The sequence below is a fragment of the Herbaspirillum sp. WGmk3 genome (assembly GCF_023952535.1).
GTDB lineage: Bacteria > Pseudomonadota > Gammaproteobacteria > Burkholderiales > Burkholderiaceae_D > Herbaspirillum > Herbaspirillum huttiense.
Map to the genome: position 1 here is coordinate 854847 of NZ_JAKYWT010000001.1, position 18635 is coordinate 873481.

The 18635-nt window shown below is 54.0% G+C and carries 21 protein-coding genes; 5 read left to right on the forward strand and 16 right to left on the reverse strand.

The genetic code is table 11. The features are described 5' to 3' along the window. Positions 1-33: 33 nt before the first annotated feature. On the reverse strand, positions 34-939 hold the full coding sequence (locus MKD49_RS03720) for a LysR family transcriptional regulator (protein WP_252695499.1): 906 nt from the start codon (positions 937-939) through the stop codon (positions 34-36). 102 nt (positions 940-1041) lie between these two features. Between MKD49_RS03720 and MKD49_RS03725 the strand changes: the two genes are divergently transcribed. Together MKD49_RS03725 and MKD49_RS03730 are read left to right on the forward strand one after the other, a co-directional pair. Next, complete coding sequence (locus tag MKD49_RS03725; RefSeq protein WP_252695500.1) at positions 1042-1368, forward strand: nuclear transport factor 2 family protein; 327 nt, start codon at positions 1042-1044, stop codon at positions 1366-1368. Further along, positions 1365-2147, forward strand: coding sequence for an SDR family oxidoreductase (locus tag MKD49_RS03730; RefSeq protein WP_252695501.1), 783 nt, complete (start codon positions 1365-1367; stop codon positions 2145-2147). Before MKD49_RS03725 ends, MKD49_RS03730 begins: the two co-directional genes overlap by 4 nt. A gap of 82 nt (positions 2148-2229) precedes the next feature. Here MKD49_RS03730 and MKD49_RS03735 read toward each other — a convergent pair whose 3' ends face one another. The 9 genes from MKD49_RS03735 to MKD49_RS03775 form a co-directional block, all read right to left on the reverse strand. After that, a complete protein-coding gene (locus MKD49_RS03735; protein ID WP_252695502.1) occupies positions 2230-3192 on the reverse strand; it encodes a chemotaxis protein in 963 nt (320 codons plus the stop codon). Between the two features lie 137 nt (positions 3193-3329). Then, the gene (locus tag MKD49_RS03740; RefSeq protein WP_252695503.1) at positions 3330-4940 is read right to left on the reverse strand and encodes a methyl-accepting chemotaxis protein; all 1611 of its coding nucleotides are present in this window, start codon (positions 4938-4940) and stop codon (positions 3330-3332) included. Positions 4941-5219: 279 nt separating this feature from the next. Beyond that, a complete protein-coding gene (locus MKD49_RS03745; RefSeq protein ID WP_252695504.1) occupies positions 5220-5504 on the reverse strand; it encodes a hypothetical protein in 285 nt (94 codons plus the stop codon). 845 nt (positions 5505-6349) lie between these two features. Beyond that, positions 6350-7195 (reverse strand): energy transducer TonB, encoded by an 846-nt coding sequence (locus MKD49_RS03750; protein ID WP_252695505.1) that lies wholly within the window; start codon positions 7193-7195, stop codon positions 6350-6352. Positions 7196-7284: 89 nt separating this feature from the next. Then, positions 7285-7521, reverse strand: coding sequence for a hypothetical protein (locus MKD49_RS03755; protein ID WP_252695506.1), 237 nt, complete (start codon positions 7519-7521; stop codon positions 7285-7287). A 40-nt stretch (positions 7522-7561) separates the two neighbouring features. Next, on the reverse strand, positions 7562-7879 hold the full coding sequence (locus tag MKD49_RS03760) for an SMI1/KNR4 family protein (protein WP_252695507.1): 318 nt from the start codon (positions 7877-7879) through the stop codon (positions 7562-7564). A gap of 59 nt (positions 7880-7938) precedes the next feature. After that, positions 7939-8724 (reverse strand): hypothetical protein, encoded by a 786-nt coding sequence (locus MKD49_RS03765; RefSeq protein ID WP_252695508.1) that lies wholly within the window; start codon positions 8722-8724, stop codon positions 7939-7941. Between the two features lie 100 nt (positions 8725-8824). Further along, positions 8825-9136 (reverse strand): hypothetical protein, encoded by a 312-nt coding sequence (locus MKD49_RS03770; RefSeq protein WP_034336447.1) that lies wholly within the window; start codon positions 9134-9136, stop codon positions 8825-8827. Between the two features lie 491 nt (positions 9137-9627). Next, the gene (locus tag MKD49_RS03775; RefSeq protein WP_034336444.1) at positions 9628-10062 is read right to left on the reverse strand and encodes a hypothetical protein; all 435 of its coding nucleotides are present in this window, start codon (positions 10060-10062) and stop codon (positions 9628-9630) included. Positions 10063-10265: 203 nt separating this feature from the next. Here MKD49_RS03775 and MKD49_RS03780 point away from each other — a divergent pair, with 203 nt between their 5' ends. Beyond that, on the forward strand, positions 10266-10796 hold the full coding sequence (locus MKD49_RS03780; protein WP_252695509.1) for a hypothetical protein: 531 nt from the start codon (positions 10266-10268) through the stop codon (positions 10794-10796). Positions 10797-11350: 554 nt separating this feature from the next. On the opposite strand, the gene MKD49_RS03785 is transcribed toward MKD49_RS03780, so the two are convergent. Genes MKD49_RS03785 through MKD49_RS03800 form a run of 4 tightly spaced genes read right to left on the reverse strand, consistent with a single transcriptional unit; the run spans position 11351 to position 14693 of the window. Then, entirely contained in the window at positions 11351-12079 is a 729-nt protein-coding gene (locus tag MKD49_RS03785; protein WP_252695510.1) for a hypothetical protein, read from the reverse strand. 47 nt (positions 12080-12126) lie between these two features. After that, positions 12127-12834 carry a hypothetical protein gene (locus MKD49_RS03790; RefSeq protein ID WP_252695511.1) on the reverse strand — a complete coding sequence of 236 codons (708 nt, stop codon included), beginning with the start codon at positions 12832-12834 and terminating at the stop codon, positions 12127-12129. Further along, positions 12788-13057, reverse strand: coding sequence for a hypothetical protein (locus MKD49_RS03795; protein WP_252695512.1), 270 nt, complete (start codon positions 13055-13057; stop codon positions 12788-12790). The genes MKD49_RS03790 and MKD49_RS03795 overlap by 47 nt, the downstream gene beginning before the upstream one ends. Positions 13058-13070: 13 nt before the next feature. Continuing rightward, positions 13071-14693 (reverse strand): methyl-accepting chemotaxis protein, encoded by a 1623-nt coding sequence (locus MKD49_RS03800; protein WP_252695513.1) that lies wholly within the window; start codon positions 14691-14693, stop codon positions 13071-13073. Between the two features lie 419 nt (positions 14694-15112). Between MKD49_RS03800 and MKD49_RS03805 the strand changes: the two genes are divergently transcribed. Further along, complete coding sequence (locus tag MKD49_RS03805) at positions 15113-15796, forward strand: hypothetical protein (protein WP_252695514.1); 684 nt, start codon at positions 15113-15115, stop codon at positions 15794-15796. Positions 15797-16178: 382 nt separating this feature from the next. On the opposite strand, the gene MKD49_RS03810 is transcribed toward MKD49_RS03805, so the two are convergent. Together MKD49_RS03810 and MKD49_RS03815 are read right to left on the reverse strand one after the other, a co-directional pair. After that, positions 16179-16745, reverse strand: coding sequence for a hypothetical protein (locus tag MKD49_RS03810; RefSeq protein WP_252695515.1), 567 nt, complete (start codon positions 16743-16745; stop codon positions 16179-16181). A 79-nt stretch (positions 16746-16824) separates the two neighbouring features. Continuing rightward, complete coding sequence (locus MKD49_RS03815) at positions 16825-17166, reverse strand: hypothetical protein (protein ID WP_252695516.1); 342 nt, start codon at positions 17164-17166, stop codon at positions 16825-16827. A 240-nt stretch (positions 17167-17406) separates the two neighbouring features. Here MKD49_RS03815 and MKD49_RS03820 point away from each other — a divergent pair, with 240 nt between their 5' ends. Then, positions 17407-18597, forward strand: a complete 1191-nt coding sequence (locus tag MKD49_RS03820) for a tetrahydrodipicolinate N-succinyltransferase N-terminal domain-containing protein (protein WP_051156261.1) — start codon at positions 17407-17409, stop codon at positions 18595-18597. Positions 18598-18635 lie beyond the last annotated feature (38 nt).

An 18635-nucleotide genomic window follows, 5' to 3' on the forward strand; every position in this document is an offset into this window, starting at 1 on the left:
GTCTGCGCCAGCCACCGACCCGCGAGCTCGCTATCAATCGTTTGTACAACGATCCAGCAAACAATCAATGAACGCCCCAAGCAGCGCCGGCCGATGCCGCCTGTTCGGATAATAGAGAAACAATCCTGGCCGCGATATAGACCAGTCCGCCAGCACCTGGACCAGCCGTCCCTGGGCCAGCAGTTCATTGACGCCATCTCGCTCAAAGTGATACGCAATGCCAAGCCCGTTCAGCGCTGCCGCAATGCCGATGTCAGCATGATTGGTCACGACGGGCCCCTCCACCGGGACCTCGACTTGCCGGCCTCGTTTCTTGAACTCCCAGCGATAGTGCCTGCCGTCCGTCTGCAGGCGCCAGTTGATGCACGTATGCGCATGCAGATCCGCAGGAGACCTGGGTATCCCCCGGCGCGCGAGGTAGTCCGGAGAAGCCACGGCAACCATCTTCAGGTCAGGAGTCAGGCGGATGGCCACCATGTCCTTCTCGACCCGGTTACCCACGCGGATCCCCGCATCGAAGCGGCCCGCCACGATGTCGGCCAGCGTATCGTCAACCACGATGTCGAGGACCACGCCAGGGTTCGCCTGATGAAAGCGCGCCAGCCGAGGCGCAATGACGGTTCTCGCGGCAATCCCCAATGTGTTGATGCGCAGCGTCCCGCTCATTTTTCCTGTCGCCTCGCTTGCCTCTGCGACGGCCGCCGCCATTTCCCGAAACAGCGGAGCCACGCGACTGTAAAGCAGCTCTCCACTGGCCGAGGGCGCGACGCTGCGCGTGGTGCGATTCAGAAGTCGAGCGCCGATGCGCTCTTCGAGCTGCCGGATGGTCTGGCTCAGTGCCGACGGCGACAGGCCCAGATGCTCCGCCGCGCGCACAAAACTCTGGCGCTCCACCACGGCCACGAATGCCTTCAATTCGTTAAAATCGGATCCGCGCATTATGTATTGTTTACTACATGGTTCATCAAGATTAAGGGATATTAACTAAATTCACTTTGACGCGCATCCTGTGGCCTTACTGACCGTATGGAGCCAACCAACGTGAACACCTTGATCCTGCCCTCACCCATCGCTGCGTACTTCGCGGCCGAACACAACCCTGAAGCGCTGGCGCGCTGCTTCACGCCGCAGGCCGTCATGAAAGATGACGGCCACACCTATACCGGCGTCGCGGCGATCACGGCGTTCCTGGCAAAGGCATCGGCCCAGTACGGTGCGACCAGCGTGCCCCTGGACATCCAGCAGGAGGGGGACCTCCAACGCGTTCGCGCCAACGTCACCGGCAACTTCCCCGGGAGTCCGATTGTGCTGTCCTACCGCTTTGGCCTCGAACGAGGCCTGATCGCATCACTGGAGATCACGGCATGAGCTTTGACCTTTACCTGAGCGACCTGCGCGCCGTGGTGACCGGCGGCACCCAGGGCCTCGGCGCCGCAGTCGTCAGAACCCTCGCGCAGGCTGGCGCACGGGTGGCCACATCGGCCCGTAGCTTGCCCCGGCATTCGGCCGAGGGCGTCACCTACGTCGCGGCCGACCTGTCCACGGCAGAGGGCACGCAGCATTTTTCCGAGACGGTGTTGAAGCAATGGGGGGGCGTGGATATCCTCATCAACGTGCTGGGCGGATCGAAGACACCCGGGGGCGGCTTCGCCGCAATCAGTGATGCGCACTGGTTCGCCGAACTCAACCTGAACCTGATGCCGGCCGTGCGCATGGACCGTGCGCTGTTGCCGGGCATGTTGGACCAAGGGTCGGGGGTCATCATTCACGTCAGCTCCATCCAGCGCGTGCTGCCTTTGCCCGAATCGACGACCGCCTATGCCGCTGCAAAAGCGGCCCTCTCGACCTATAGCAAGGCACTGGCCAGAGAGGTAACCCCCAAGGGAGTTCGCGTGCTCAGCGTTGCACCTGGCTGGATCGAAACCGAGGCTTCGGTAGCGTTTGCGCAGCGCACGGCCGCGCATGCCGGCACAGACTACGAGGGCGGCAAAAAAATCATCATGGAGTGGCTGGGAGGAATTCCCGCAGGACGGCCAGCGAAACCCGATGAGGTCGCTGATCTGATCGCTTTCCTGGCATCCCCGAGATCCGCGTCGATCGCCGGGACCGAGGTTCGTATAGACGGCGGTACTGTTCCTACCGTATAGGCTGCTGAAGGAGCCGGCGCGGCGACAGCAAGCCTTCTGAGGCTTGCTGTCCTCTTTTGAAAAAATCGCCGGGCAATGAGCACTAAGCAGGCAGCACCTTTGCCAACATCGCAGCCAAATCACTGGGCGCAAACTTGGCGACATATCCATCCGCCCCGACAGAGCGCACATGATCCTCGTTGGCAGCCCCGGTCAGCGATGAATGGATCACTACGGGAAGGCGCTTGTATTTGTCAGAACTTTTTATCTTGCGGGTCAAGGTAAAGCCATCCATCTCCGGCATTTCAAGATCAGTCAGCACCATCGCCACCTTGTCCATTACGGACTTGCCCTCTGCCTCGGCTTCAGCACTCAGCTGCTGCAGCTTGTTCCAAGCCTGGAGCCCGTCAGTAGCCATGATGAACGGCAGATTCAATTCCTTGAGGCACTGCTCTATCAATGCGCGTGCCACTCGCGAATCGTCAGCAGCCAGGACCACAGTGCCTGGTTTCAATGTGACCGGGCGGACACCGCCCTTGCTCGGCTCGATCGATTCCTTCATCGGAGAGACCAGGTTCAGGATGTGCTCCACATCCAGGACCTGCACGAGCCGGCCTCCGTCCCGTTCAGTATCCATGCGCGCGATGCTGGTCACCAAACCGCCGGGGGCGTGAGCATCAGCTGGCAGCACCTGGCTCCAGTCCAGGCGAACAATTTCTTCCACCGATTCAACCGCAAAGGCTTGGGTATGCCGGGCGAATTCCGTGATCAGAAGAATATTGAGCCCTTGCGACGCCCTGCAACCTGTGACGGCTGACAAGTCCACTACGGACATTACCTGGCCACGAATATTGACCATCCCCAACATCGGCGACGTCATGCCCGCTGCCGCAGTGATGGGCATCATCGGAACGATTTCCCGGATCTTGAAAACATTGATGCCGTAAAGTTCTCCCGGCCTGTCGGTGGAGCCATCCGGAGTTCCGACACGGAAGAGCAGCAGTTCGAATTTATTGGTGGAAGTCAGGTTCGTGCGCTCATCGATTTCTTTTTGAAAATTGTCCATGATGGTTTGGTGAAGATGGAGATGCCTTGTTCTTTTGCTGAAGAACAATGAGCGTATGAGGGATGCCTATCGGACGGCTGTACCAACGCACAGCCGCCTAAAGCATAGGCATGAAGGTAAGGTTGTTAAGCTTGTCCTCAGGCGGGCAGCGTTTCGAACTGACGCCGCGGGATCTCGGCCACTACTGCGCCGGCCGTCGAAGACAGCTTGAAGGTACTGACCAGTTGCGTCAGCGAGGCCGCTTCCTGCTTCATCGTTGACGATGCAGCAGAAGCTTCTTCGACGAGTGCGGCGTTTCGCTGCGTCGCCTCATCGATTTGTGCGATGGCCTGGTTGATCTGCTCAAGTCCTCGGGTCTGCTCGGCGCTGGCAACGCTGATTTCCTGGACGATGCCCGAGACGTTCTTGATGCTCTCGACCACCCTGCCCATTGTCGCGCCGGCCTGGTTGACCTGTTGCTCGCCAGTGGCGATCCTGGTCACCGACTGATTGATCAATGCTTCGATTTCCTTCGCAGCGCTGGCGGACCGGTGGGCCAGCGCCCGCACCTCTGCTGCCACGACAGCGAATCCCCGCCCTTGCTCGCCCGCCCGGGCGGCTTCCACAGCGGCATTCAAGGCAAGTATGTTGGTCTGGAACGCGATACCGTCGATGACGCTGATGATTTCCACGATTTCGCGGGATGAACCGCTGATGGCTCTCATCGTATCGACCACAAGAGCAACTGCTTCGCCGCCCTCGGCCGCAATGTTCGAAGCATCGTTGGCCAGTCGATTGGCGTGAACCGCGTTCTCTGAATTCTGTTTGACGGTTGCCGTAAGCTGCTCCATGGCGGACGCAGTTTCCTCCAGCGAACTGGCCTGCTGTTCCGTACGCGCCGACAGGTCGACAGTTCCGCGTTGAATTTCTCCGGAAGCCGCGCCAATGGTGTGTGTCCCCTCGCGAACATCGGTGACGATGGCGGCGAGACTTTCATTCATATCCTTCAACGCGCCGACCAGCTCACCCACTTCGTCGCGGCTGTCCACCTTGATGCGGCTGGTAAGGTCACCGTCACGCACCTTTCGGGCAATCTCTACCGCACTCGCCAAGGGTGCTGCGATCGATCGGGTCAGCTTCCATGCGATCAGCATCCCGACGACCAATGCCAGCACACTGATACCCACCATCATCAATTTCGACTGTGAATAGGCGCGCTCCGCAGCGGCTGCGTTTTCCTGAGAGTTTTGATAAAGGTAATCGTTGATTTTCTGAACGTGCGTAATGACCGACTGAAGAATCGGCATGCATTCCTTGTTCAGGGCAACTCGCGCCTCGTCATTCTTCAAGGCCATAGCGAGCGCTACCACCTTTACCGCCACCGGGTAATACTGCTTTTCGAGATCGGCCAGTTGCTCGACCAGCTGACGTTCGGCATCAGAAGCTGCCGACTCGGCCACCAATCGTTTCAATTCCGCGAGCCCGTCATTGATATCCTTTTGCGTCTTGGCCACCAGAAGCGCGTCGTTCTTTTGCAAAGCGGGATCAGTGATGAGAGTGAGGTTGCGCGCAGCAATGGCACGCAACGTGATGCCAAACTGTGTCTTGGCAAGCGCCTTCAGCTTCCCCTCGTCCACTGAGGTCAGGAATTCTATACGGTCATTCAGTGAAGATATTTGCCGAAGACCGAATCCGGCGACACAGACAAGCAAAAAGATGACAGCAGCCAGTCCTAAGGTAAGACGCTGGCCGATCTTGAGATTCTTCATACTCCCCCCACGAGAATTGAAAAAGCGCAGCTTGTAGTTATAGGAGCATCACCCTATCTCAACGACCAGGAAATTCCCTGTAACCGGAAAAAATATTTGAAGAAAAGCAGCAAAACATGATTTGGATCAAAGTTAGCCCGCAGCCCCTGGCGTGATGAATGAGGATCTACGAGTTTCACCCAAGGACTTGTCCGCGATCGGCCGTGCCAGAAATCTGTAAAGGGTGAAAATGGCCATTAGACCCCCTTGCCAGGCCAAGCCTGGCAAGCCGAGATGAGATTAAGCAGGCAACAAATCAGCCGCCAACATTTCCTTGGCGAACCGCAGGGCCTCCGCGTATCGAGGATGCTCTATGCGAGGCTGACCTAGTTCCTCTTCCACCGCATTCCGCAATATCAATATTGCGTCAGACTCTTTGACAATGCCTGAAGAACTGATATGGGCAACCGCATTGGAAAGAACCGGGAGCATCCGGTCGGTGAAATCCAATCCGCTGACTGCCAGATAGGCAACGTTCTTGACGAGAATCATATGATGGCTGACGGCTAAGGCGGCGATGCTCATAGTTGCCTCCAAGAGAATTTTCAGCTCAAGCATAAAACAGCTGTTTTCCCAGGAGCATCAGGAAATCCCTGAGAAATCTACTGGCAATGGCTCGTACTGACCTGCACTGTGTGGATGATGGACATCCTCAGCAACAGCACTCGGCCATGGTAGCTTTAGGTATGTCGCCAATCGGATAACGAAGAAGGCCATTCGCATTCCGCACGACGAATAGCGCTCCGCAAATCTAAATTGACCCGCTGCCAAATTAGCTTTGCTGGCGGCATTTTTTTGAATTGCGGAGCAAAAACCGACCCAACCTATTGATTTATATAATTTTCCCCGCGGATTCGTAATCAGTAGGTCGACGGGTCGATTCCGCCCATCAGCATCAGAACAGAAGCGGCTTGCAGCGATGCAAGCCACTTTATTTCCGCAATTCCGGCTTTGCTCCGCAATGTCCCCCCCTAACGGCGGCAAATTCATTTCTTCGGCATAGCCTACAGGCCCCGCCGCTTCCAAATATAGATTTCCGTCGTCGTCGCGCTCTTGTGGCTCAGCTGAGCCTGAGGCGCCTTACCCCTCGAGAATCGGTCTTGCCTGTTCCTTGACCACGCACTCTTCTACTTCGCCGGGTCTTGGGACCGAAGAAATCACAGTGGGTCAATTTCTCTCGCAAAGAGACAATCGTGCAATTGCTCATGTTTAACATCGTCTGATTCCCGAATGTTCAAGCCAGCATCCTCCGCCAGTTGAACAATCGCTCCCTTTGGTCGGCCCGCACGAGCAATGCGTAATAGGCATCGACTCCTAAGCCGAGAGGAAGCAAGCCTGCCACCCCAGCGACCTCACGCTTGGACAAGGCCCTACTTGCGCCCTTCCAACCAGCCTGTATTGGACGATTGCGCTTGTTGTTTCGCCAGTGCCTCTTCGAGGCCACGCTCGACAATACGATCGTGCCAACGTGCGGTAACCGCACGCTGGTCTTGAAACAAAGCAGAGAGCTTTTTCAACAGCGCCACACCGCCGGGTTGATTGACCAGCTGCTCCAGCAGCTCCAATTCGCTGTCGCTATACCGGCTATTGAAATATTGAACCTGGCTTTCATGCAGCCCGGATGACTTTTTGCGGGAAGCGTCAAGTTGCTCCCGAACTTCGTCGACAATCTGTTTGAGTGCGGTCGGTGGAATTCCTGGATATTCCATCAGAAGTCGTTTCGGAACCTTGTCGACAAGGTGTGCCGCATAAGCGGGCGGAATCTGGTCGGGCGGTAGCTTTCTCAGGATTGATTCGATCAAAGAGCGCTTGGTTTCAGTGAGTGGCGCCGCCGGTGGTGCGGGCTCATGGTCAAGACGAAAATTGATGGACTGCGCCGTTGTATGTTCCTGAGCGATCCCTCCACACATCATCTGCGGATAAATTCTCGAGCCAATTGCGCGTGCGGCTTCGGCATCAAGATCCTGATATCCCGACGTCGATAAAATCGTCATTGCGGAAACTTTGCCATCGCCGTCGATGGTGAACTGGATGCGCACGCTTCCCTCTCGCTCCTCTTGACGCGCCTGCGGTGGATATATGATCGCAGGCATCCCTTCACGGATTGTCGCTGCTTCCCAGCGTATTTCGTCTGCCTTTGTACATACGGACTTTGATTGCGCCGCAGCCGAACCAGCAATCAATGTGAGGATAAAGCCAATGACGGCATATCTCATTTAATTCAAATTCCCCGAATTATTATTTATTACTCAAGTTGCATTGGACTGCTTTCGTTCCGACACTGTCAGCTTCCAACCAATTGTCGTCATGCTGGTTTCGGCAATGGACTACCATCTTCAAAAACACCTAGTTCAGTACGTGCCATGAGAACCAGTTTCTCCATCAGCGGAAATGGCAGCTCGTCTGTAAAAAGAGAGACTTTCAGCGAATGATCAGCGTCACATCGGAAGACTTCGGCAAGGACTTTGCCGATGGGATCTACCAGTTCCAAACCCAGGCCATCGCGGATAACGTCCGACGCTATTTGAAACCGATATTCCATACTGCCCTTTCCAAAGATTCCTAACGTCCGTTACTGGCCGCTAGCGGACGAATCTACTGGCGAACGATTGAAAGTCATCTGCTATTCGGATGGCGGCCTCAGGCGCCATTCCAATTAGTGGCAGCATGTAGACAGCGCCTTGTTCATCAAAGGCTAGCACTTCCCCGCCGCCATCTCCCGCAAAAGCAACGAAGCCGGGCGCGTACGTTTCGATTTCAATATCAGAATTGCTTCCAGGAATTTCGTCCTTAGCCCAGAGGATAGTGTAGCCTGGGCGGGCCTCATCGACAGTGAACCCTTCGAACAAACCATTTTCTTGAATGTAGTCGTAATAGCTGCGTGGTATCGACGGAAGCATATTATCTAGCCCATTATTTTTGAACGTCGGCTTCGGGCCGATTGCGGACGATAAATTCTCTAATTTGGTTTCAATTCCACAGGAACATAACTACCAGGTAGCTCAGATTTTGCGGTTTCCCGGGCTTGGGACGATATCGGCGCCAGGAATACGGCCTGCATTACGGTACTACCACTAGCGTGAATGCCCGCAGGAGGATCTGCGCGCACGGCCCCCATATCAATACGCCCATTCAAATCTCGTCGAATGGTCCGCAGCTTGGCAGGTGTTATCTGAAAAAAAACGAGTGAGGCGTCGGCAGAAATAGCCGCAGACTTTAAGTGCAGAGTAACTCCCTGGTCGCCGTTTTTAGCAACGATATCTGCAGTACCTAACGGGATAAAACCCTTCTCTTTCCATGCTGACACATCGCCTGATAGGTCAGTCGTATGTACTAAATGAACAAGCGACGCATCAAAGATCCTAGGGGCAATATGCGTGGCTGCAGTCGGTACGGCACCATGAATAACGGCAGTACAACTCCCACACTTGGGGAACAATTCCGCTTGCTGACGCGCGGAAAGCGACAACGGTGCTAGATACACAGGGACTCGCCGCTTGTTATAAACAACTAACGAGGCACCTATGGCAATGGCATGGTCGATGAACTTAGTCTGATCCTGCGGGCCTTCATTAGTACCATCGGTCGAGCTCAACCTGATGAAGTCCATCTCTTCCCATTTCCTGACTGCAGACGACACATCATCAGCAATGTCGAACCAGATTTCCGCCAACTTGGATATTTGCGGCAGTAAGAATGGAGCCTCATTTTTGACGGGAATGTAGTGCTCAGAATAGACAGTCATTGTTTCAACTAGCTCAAATTAGTTTATTGGACAGAGCGTCTTCAGGAGATGCATCAATCAAGCCTCAATAGACGACAAGTCCGTTACTGGCCGAAAGCGGTCAGATGGCATTCAGGTCTAGAAATTCTCCAGACTCAGCGTCATAAAACCTAGCGCCCAGCTGACTACAAATCGACTTGATCACCAGCATTTCCTCCACTCCCCAAACACCTGATACAGAAATTGTCCGTGGATCTGCACTTTCCTCTTCGCCTTCAATGGTCATCTCTAATGCCAAATGTTCGTTCTGCGAAAGAGATTTCTCAACGAGATTCTGTACCAACGGGCGAGGGCCGAGTGGAATTGGAACCCAATTTTGAGGTAGCTCCTTCAACTCTCGCTTTTCAACAACAATCAAACCGATGCTGCTCATGCATATTCCCCGGTAGCTAAAAAATTCTGTTCCTGGCCGTTTGCGGCCGCAAATAGCCGAAACTATTTTTCAAATTCCAACGCGCCATTTAGTGCGCTTTCAAGCTCGCTAAGGTCTAGAGTTGTCGCGAAGGAAATTAGCTTCGCCGTTAAACCTAAGCAATCTACCTCGAGTCTTATGCTGTCTGGTCGATGATTGCCCGGGAACTTGCGCAGGCACAGCCTAACAGTTGCGTCATCTTCCCAGGCGCTGGAGTCCGCTGACCAGTTTTTGTCTTCAAACAAAAATAAGCAATGGTTACGCTTGGCATCCCATATCGACGGGCTATACACCCATAGCGAGTTCCGAGCTTCCCATACGTCTACCCGGATCTCGAAACCATTTCCAGGCGATACCGACATAGTTTCCATATTAGTTTCAACAGTGAGCAGAGCTGAAAATCAACGACAGCTTCTGGCCGTTTGCGGACTTAAGCACACTCTAGCCACTTGTCATAAAAGAGCCGCATCGACAGAATCGATGACTCGATGGGGATCGTCTGTCGATAGCGCCGCTTCATATACAGCCTCTACCACCGACATAGGAAAATTCCCTTCTGAAGCATACGCCAATGACGCTATCGCTCTTGCCTGATTAAAAAATTGGCGAGCCGTCGTCTCGGCCGCAAAATCAGTAGCCTCTCCATTCATCAACTCGAAGTAGCGCAGATCCAGCTCATCAGTCAAGTTGCGAAGGGCCGCCCTAGTTTGCTCGGAGATCTGTTCATTTGCTTCCAGAGCCTTTAGCGTCTCAGTTGCTACTGTCAAGGTCATCGAAGTCTGCTCCATCGAGATTCGACAGGCGACTAGGGCCGCAGCACGCTGCTGCTGCGGTTGAGCCACCATTATTTTTTCCGCTAGCTCGCTGGATATCGTATTCAGCCGCATGGGTTCTCCGTGATGGTTTTTCGTACCCCCGCTGTCCGTTCTTGGCCGATAGCGAACATTATGGGGACGCGCGGACGGAAGCGAACTCCAGTGGGCAAAATTACCCATGGCACCATCGTATTTTTACTTCTCACTATGGCTAAGGTATTTATAAAACGAAATATAATAAATTTCCATGGGGAACTTTTAAGCCAGGTGACTAAATGAAAAAAAATCTGTTGTCCTTTTGCGCGGTATTGATTGCGGTGACAATTACCTCCGGCTGTGCAGTGAGAAATCCATACATATCGCCGACGACCGGAGACACGGCCAAGATCAGAGTGATCAATCAGAGCGACGGCACTGCTCTCTTGTACGCTAGTACCAGTTGCCAGGTCGCTTCAGCCAAGGTGATTGCAGCCTTCAGCAGGTTTCTTAAGTCTGATTTAAGTAGAGTATCCATGTACGGCTCGCAGCCGAGCGATGGAAACAAGGACGTTGTAGAGCGGGTAATTGAAGCTGGCAAAGAAATGCAAATCTTTACCTTGTATCAGGGTGCCAAGGGACTGGACACTGCCCAATGTTCTATCGAAGTCGCGTTCACTCCCAAAAAAGACGAACAATATGAAATGACTTATGTCGCGAATAGTCTAATGTGCAGTATCGCTATCGATAGGCTGACTGAAACTGATGCCAAGATAGTGCGTACAAAAGTTGAAGATGTGCGCCGCTTATCGAAAGGCGAATGCAGATAGGAGCGCTGATTATAGAACCCAAGCTAAACGCCGTATCAGGTGAAATCTGAAGTGGGAAATGGCGCCGGCCAATTACTGCCATTACGACTTATTGCTTCACGCTTGGGCTGCTGCGACTGCTCCGAGGCTGACATTCACGGGCAAGTTTCACAAAAAAATACAAAGTGGAATTTCTTGGTGAGTTCTTTATCCGAAAGGCAGCTTCTGGCCGAACGCGGACTTCTTGGAAGCGATTCGCTTTGTCATTGAAAGCGGCTGTGGCACGGCCAGATTGTCGCCACCTATGACACCTTCCTTGCATCGGACAATATACGGTGACTGGAAATCATCTTTAGCGCTCTTAGGTAGAACTACGCACCATATGAAAGCGTTAGGTTCGCAAAGCAACGCATCAAACTCCGCGTATGGTGCCCGTATTGATATTGGAGGATGAGATAGGAGCGTATCAAAAGCACTGTCGAATTGATAAAAACCCGTAAGTTATGCGCATCATGAACTGGCCGGAAGCAGGCCATTGAGAGCAATCATGAAAGGAAGCGCGCGCATCCATTGATTCATTTGACCGGCACGATGACGATGGGCTGGATCTCTCTAATTGCCTCTCCACCACCTCCCCATGTTCCGAGAGGCAGCAGCTTGATCTCCGTGCGGTCGGCAAATTGTGGATACTTCTTCTTGATGATGGGCAAGTCCCGATCCTGGCGATCCCTGATCTCAGGAGATGCGTCTGCCACTACCGTAAGGCCAAGGATGTTTTTTCCCTCGGCGAGGTTCAGGTGCAGATTGCCAATGTATTGAACCTTGCCGGCTGCCACATGAAATTCCAGCGGGGCCATCTTCGCTGATGGCGAAAGGATATATCCGGCGTTCCGAACCAGGCGCCATGACGAAATGGTATGCCTGCCAGCGGGTAATGAAATGGCAAGGACCTGCCCATAACTATCCTTGAACTGACTTCCCATGCGAATCGTCGCATATTCAGGAAGCGCCTCCAGACGCCTGGGCGGAACAGGTGCGCCGGGGATGCCTTCGTCAAGGTAAAACATGGCCTGAAAATTTCGGGATCCGGCGCGATCAAATGAAACGGAGACGATAACGATGCCTTCATCCGGATTGTTCTCCAGCGAAAAATCGCGATCCACATTTGATACGGCACAAGCAGTCAGGAATATGGCCAGCAGGCATATAAAGATGCTTTTGTGAGACATGTTTCTTTTTCCCCCTTGGATTTTTATCGGGGAACTGTAGCAGAAAATCAGCCTGACCTCATCCAGCTTGCTCATCCTGTGGTCGGCTCCTTGAAGGGCTCATATCGGCCGATTGCGGACGCTCAGCTCGAGCATCCAGCCTTCATCTTCAAATCCTTCACACCCTCCCTGAAACTTGCATATTCACGCGGCAAGATAATCTTCCGCTGGGGATCGTGCTGCATTCGGACATCATCAGCATGAAGGCTTTCATCGAACGCCGTACAAGTTGCGTCCTTATTGCCTTGTGCATAATGTGTTAGTGCAATGTTCACGTAAAGATTGGGAATAATGTCGACCAGTCCAGCTTCTCTCGCCAAGGCTGTTGCCCGTTCAAAATAAAGTAATGCTGCGCTCAGACGATTGTCGAAGCTGACCTCTTTGTCCCTGAATCCGTATTGCAGATAGTGTTGCCTTGATCCGCTCACGGCCGCTGACCTCAAGAACAGTCCATAAACACGTTGCCCCTCGACCAGTCCCGCGACATCATGCTTTTCCTGATAAATGGCGATGGCATCGATGATCATCGGTTCAGCCGCAAGTGGGCGGTTGTGATTCTCAAAGAGATCTTGAGCAATTTTTAATTTGCTTGCGGGATCATCAATCTTCGGCACCAACGCGGCAGCGCACGACGCCAAAAATAGAAGAGCGGCACAAGCCATGCAGAGTGTACGAATTTTCAATTTCTTCCCCATGATAATTTTATGGTCCGCTTCTGCCCGATTGCGGACATGGCAAACTTTATCAGGATCGGCGATGACATTCGCATTCCAACACGAAAAATCGGCCACGCAATTCGAGATCGAGGGCGTACTTATTGGCATTGTGGACCGTCGGCTTTTTGAATTGCGGAGCAAACTCTCCAACCTGATCTATTGATTTATATAATTCCGCTGGCAGATTCGCGATCAGTAGATCGACGGTTTGATTTCGCCCATCAGCACCAGAACAAAAAGCGGCCTGCAGTAATGCAGGCCGCTTTTTTTCGCCCGCGCCAAGCGGGCGATCTGCCATGTTTTCGGTCTTGTCAGCGCAGTGCCACGGCGCTGACAGCCGCTACCTTGTTTCTTCCAATGCCGGTGACCGTAGCGAAACCTTTTGCATCATCGAGCTTGAATGTGGACACCAATCCAGCCAATTCTCCCGCCTGCTCCATCATCGCATTCGCAGCAGCAGCGGCCTCTTCGACCAACGCAGAATTCTGTTGAGTCGCTTCGTCCATGTGGGTGATGGCGAGATTGACTTGAGTGATTCCGTGACTCTGCTCCTGGCTCGCATGGGAAATTTCCGCCACCACATCGGTCACCCGCTTGACACTGGTGACCACATTTTCCATGGTCATCCCGGCTTGTTCGACCAGGCTGCTTCCTTGGGCAATCTGCGCTACGGAATCATTGATCAGTTCGGTGATCTCTTTTGCCGCCGTAGCGCTCCTTTGTGCCAGGCTACGGACCTCCGATGCAACGACAGCAAAGCCGCGCCCCTGCTCACCGGCCCTTGCTGCCTCGACGGCAGCATTCAATGCCAGGATATTCGTCTGGAACGCAATCCCGTCAATCACGCTGATGATGTCGACGATCTTTCGTGAGGAAGCATTGATACCTTCCATTGTGCTGACCACCTTGCCAACCACCTCGCCCCCTTGGGTGGCAACGCCCGAAGCGGATACCGCCAGCTCGCTTGCCTGCTTGGCGTTATCAGCATTTTGCTTCACGGTGGACATCAGTTCTTCCATCGCCGAAGCGGTCTCTTCCAAGGCACCTGCCTGTTGTTCAGTACGCGCAGACAAATCCAGATTGCCAGTGGCGATCTCGGTGGATGCCTGCTCGATGGCGTGGGTGCCCTCTCTCACCCTGCCCACGATGCCAACCAGGCTGTCGCGCATCTTCTTGATAGCAAACAGCAAGCTGGTGGTATCGCCCGCCTTCACGTTCACCTCAGAAGTCAGATCTCCCGCCGCGATCTGCTGTGCAATATCTGCTGCATAGGCAGGCTCTCCCCCCAGCTGCCTCAACAGGCCGCGTGTAATCGCGAATGCGACAAGGGCCGAGATGAGTGCCACGATGATGGTCAAGACCGCAACCACTACAGACGCCTTGGACGCCATAGCGATAGTGTCCTCATGTGCCTTGTCGTTCTCGGCGTCCACCTCAGCGATGAGCTTGTTGATATCGAGTACGATCTGGCGGCGCAGCGGACTACATTCGTTGACCAGGAAGTCACGAAATTCTTCCGACTTTCCACCTTCACGATAGATACGCGGGCGCTTCAACTCCTCGGCCATCTGCAACAGACCGGCACGCACCTTTTCAAAACCTTTGTTGCCCGCAAAATGCGGCTCCATGTCTTTGAGCGCCTTCAGATAGAGCTGTTTTTGCTCATCAACGATGGCCAGCTCCTTCTGCGCATCCGCGTCGGTTCTGAAGACATAGGCGTTGCGAGCGGCAAGGCCAGTCTGATCGAGAGCTTCCCGCGCCAGGTAAAGCGGCACCAATCGCTCATCCTGAACTGCGTCCGCCGCCTTGATGGACACAGTCAGCGAATTGATGCTGCTCAGTGCTATTCCAGCGAGCAAAAACGTCAGCATCAAAAGCGCTGCGAACGCTAACGCCAGCTTGGTTCCAATCTTCATATTTCTGAGCGCGGTCATTGTTTCCCCCTTGGGTTAAATACGAGCATTTTTAATTGATCAATCCAAATAGGAATTAATCTGTACCGACTCGAAATATAAAGTAGACCGAAATTATTAGATTTAGGGATTTTCCTTAGAAAATCGCGTTGTGGTTTGATACACAAAATAAAGCGAGTAGTAACCCGATTTCATTGACGATGTGCCTATACTCGCTGGCTCTGTTTGTGAAACGTGGGAATGAGCACCATCCGGTCCAAGCGAATACAACAGCTAACCGGATCCGGCACGATTCAACGGACACGCAGGCCGTTTCTGAGAAATGCGGGCAAAAATCACGCTTGCTCACGCGATTGAAGACTCGGTCTTTTTTCATACTGCTTGAACAAATGTCTTCTACGTGGGTTCAGCCACGCACTACCTATCAAGGAATCAATACCATGATGATTTCCGGCAACCAAGCTTCAGCGGCCATAGCCGCTCCGCAACCCTCGTCCGGCTATCAGACAACGCCGGAGCCAAAGAAGGAACAGGAGACAGAGTCAAGCAAAGTCACTATTTCTTCTGCCGCCTTGGAGAAAGCCACGCAACGCGAAACACAGACTGATGAGCTTGCAAGTCAGTATCGTTTGAGTGGTCCCGCCACTCTTGTCAGTGCCCTCAATCCCGTTGTTTATAAGATGCCGGAAGCCCTCATGAGGGAAATGGAGGTGCGGGGCAAAGAGGAAGCTGTCCGCAACGCAATGAGCGCACAGTACGCAAACGAACACCGATACCAAACTATCGGGCAGGTTCTGGTGGACGGTAAATTATTCGCCGAAGTGAATGACGCTGGCGGCTATGGGTCGATACAAAATGCCATTCCCGGGCTCAGTGACTCATCTTTGAGTCCGCGGGAGCGCGTTGAAGAGATAGCCCAAGCCTTGAAAGGCAAGGGAAAAGTAGAAGTCAGGTATGCCGATTTTGTGCCAGGCCTGGGAGGCTGGGGTGGCCCGGGAGCACCTGACACAATGCTTTCGCCCTTCACGGCACGAAGCCTTCACGACATCTTCGCAGAGGCAATCCAAGGGGCAGAGCGTATGCGCTCTTCAACATTGCAAGCAGCGAAGTCCAGCACGTTGTAGACACCAATCATTGGGGCGCAAGCTCAACAATCAGTCGCCTGCCACAAAATAATTCATTTTCCAGCCTTCTTGCGTTTTCCCGAACCCTGCACGGCAGCCGCCCGCCGTTCCTGAGCCAGAGGATCCCGGCCTCCCGCCCCGGGAAGACACCAGCGTGAAACCTTCGACGGTGCAAAGTGGAGACAATCTTCACTCAAAGAAACAACGCCAATTTGAACGCCCCATAGGGGCGATCACGAAGAGCCCCCCAGATAGATCTTGAGGTAGCGCCGAGAATTGCCTTCAATACGATCACCCAGCCACCTTGATCCATCAGCAAACGAGATCGAGAGATCCAAAACCGCACCCCGCACGTTTCACGCGTAATGTCTGAATGTGTTCATCAATGGAAAACAATGGCCCCATCGTGCGCACACATGGAAAACGCCTTCTTCCAGTTGTCATACGATTCCCGGAAATAATTTTCCGCATGTTCCCTGGCTTGATCGGCGTAGCGCACGAAATCTTTATAAATCTTCTTGCAGACGACCGGACCAATGACTCCCTCAGCATCAGAAAAATTGATGAGTTCCCAAAACGGTCCGCTCTTCAGATTCCATGCAGTCGCATCGTAGCGAAGCTCTGTTTTCCCGTTGAACACATGAGAACTCTGTTGGTAGCCTGCCAGTTTTGCCAACTCATTGCGCCAATGGTTATACCCCGAGTAAGTACCTGCCCGGAATTCGAAGTCTGATTTGAATGCATACACTTTGCCCGCTTCCAGTCCTTCAAAACGCTCCGGGAAGTCGCTCGGAAACAATATTATTTGATTCTGCGCAACGGGAATGCCATCAGCGCTCAGTACGGGAGATTTCACCATCGTCAGGTTTTCATAAGCGGTGATATCCAACCCCGCCTGTGCAGATGCTGTGGTCAGCGAAAAAACTAAAAAGATGAATATGATTTTCATGGTTGGTCGAATGGATGTTTCGCCACATTGTGATTTTCCGGCGAATCGATGAAGGCCAACTGTCTTGGGACGGATCAGATCAGGAGTACTCAATTGCGATCATATGCACACTCTGACCATGGTCGATCAATACCGCGGCAATCCAGAGCAATATGATAATGCTCCAGACAGCGAACGCCGTCCGCTTCTCATGGACATGCCGGATGATCAGATAAAGCGTCGCAAAGTTCGCCACCGCAAATACCAGCAGGATTGGCCAAATGGCAAAAACAATGAAGAAGGCGTCGCCGGGACCTCCCGGTGTATTCTCTTCTCCCTTGGCAGGCCAAAGCGTCGAAGCCAGGTACAAGTAGAACCCGATACCAATGAGATTGACGATGGCCCACTTCGCTAGTGCAGGCAATTTCTGCAGCCGTATCATGCGAGGCCTTCTCCTGTTGGACTGACTTCAAACCAATCCCGGCCATCACGGCGCACCCCTCCCCTGCTCGGACCGCAGATCTGGCTCCAGATACAAAGGGTCAAGGGCAGCAAGGATGCGGCCATGGGAAGCAATACCGGGCCACCCTGCTTCAACAACGCCCTCCACAACCCGAACCGACGCTAAAATAGCGCTCCCAACGCGCTATAACACTCAAGAAGCATTTCTCAGCAGAAACCCATGAACCAACCACAATCCACCTATCCCGCCACCGTAGACGCTTTCAAACAGGTCGTCGAAGACTTCAAGGCCAGCGCCGGCTACAAGGAGCCGCTGCTGTTCGCCGTCGGCAGCCGCGTCTTTACCGGCAATGGCACCCTGGCCTCCGTGCGCTATCCGGTCGTCAATGGCCCTGGCCAGAATACGGCAAGCGCAGCGATCTGGATGAAAGTGCTGGGGGTTACCCCGGCCGGCGTGCAGAATATCACGGTGTCCGCCGCCCAATTGACCGAGATCCTGGCCTATTTTGCCCCGTTCAAGAACGACGGCAAGTACCACGGCAACGTCATCGCGCTGGAACAAGCGCTGGAAGCCACCAAGGCCGGCCCGGCCAATCGCGTGGTCATCACCTTCATCTTCGATGACATCGATCCCCAGGGCGTGGAAGACAGCACCCTCAAGCTGTATGGCCTGAGCCATCGCTGCTTCAAGCCCAACCAGCTGAACCTGACCAAGGTGTTCACCAAGCTGCCCAATGTGGCCTGGATTGGCGATACCCCGATGGACGCCGAGGAAGTCGAGCAGTCCCTGATGTCGGCCGCTTTCGGCGATGGCAGCTTCGCACCGCACATGGTCGACAAGTTCCCCCTGTATGTCCACCGCATCAATTCCCTGAAAATGGGCGTGCGCATCACCGATCAGCACAAGGTTCGCCTGGGTGCCTACCTCGGTGAGGGCACCACGCTGATGCCGGGTGCCAGCTACATCAACTTCAATGCAGGGACCGAAGGCGCTTCCATGGTGGAAGGCCGCATCAGCTCCTCCGTGCTGGTCGGTGCCGGTACCGATATCGGCGGCGGCGCGTCCACGCTGGGTGTGCTCTCCGGCGGCAACAACGTGTTCATCTCCCTGGGCCGCAACTGCCTGCTGGAAGTCAATTCCGCCCTGGGCATTCCGGTCGGTGATGCCGTCATCGTCGCGGCCGAAACCGCGGTCATGGCGTCGTCCCGCGTCTCGGTGCAGATTGAAGGCCACCCGCTGAACGGCAAGGTGGTCAAGGCCGCAGAGCTGGCCGGCATCAATGCAGCGACGTTCCGCCGCAACGACGTCACCGGCGCCCTCGAAGTGCTGCGTACCGGCCGCAATATCGACTTCGCGAAAAAGCTGGAAGATGGCGAAGACATCCTGAACAGCGATCTGCACAAGAACTGACAGTCGCCCCGTCGGATACTTCAGTACATGAAAAAAGC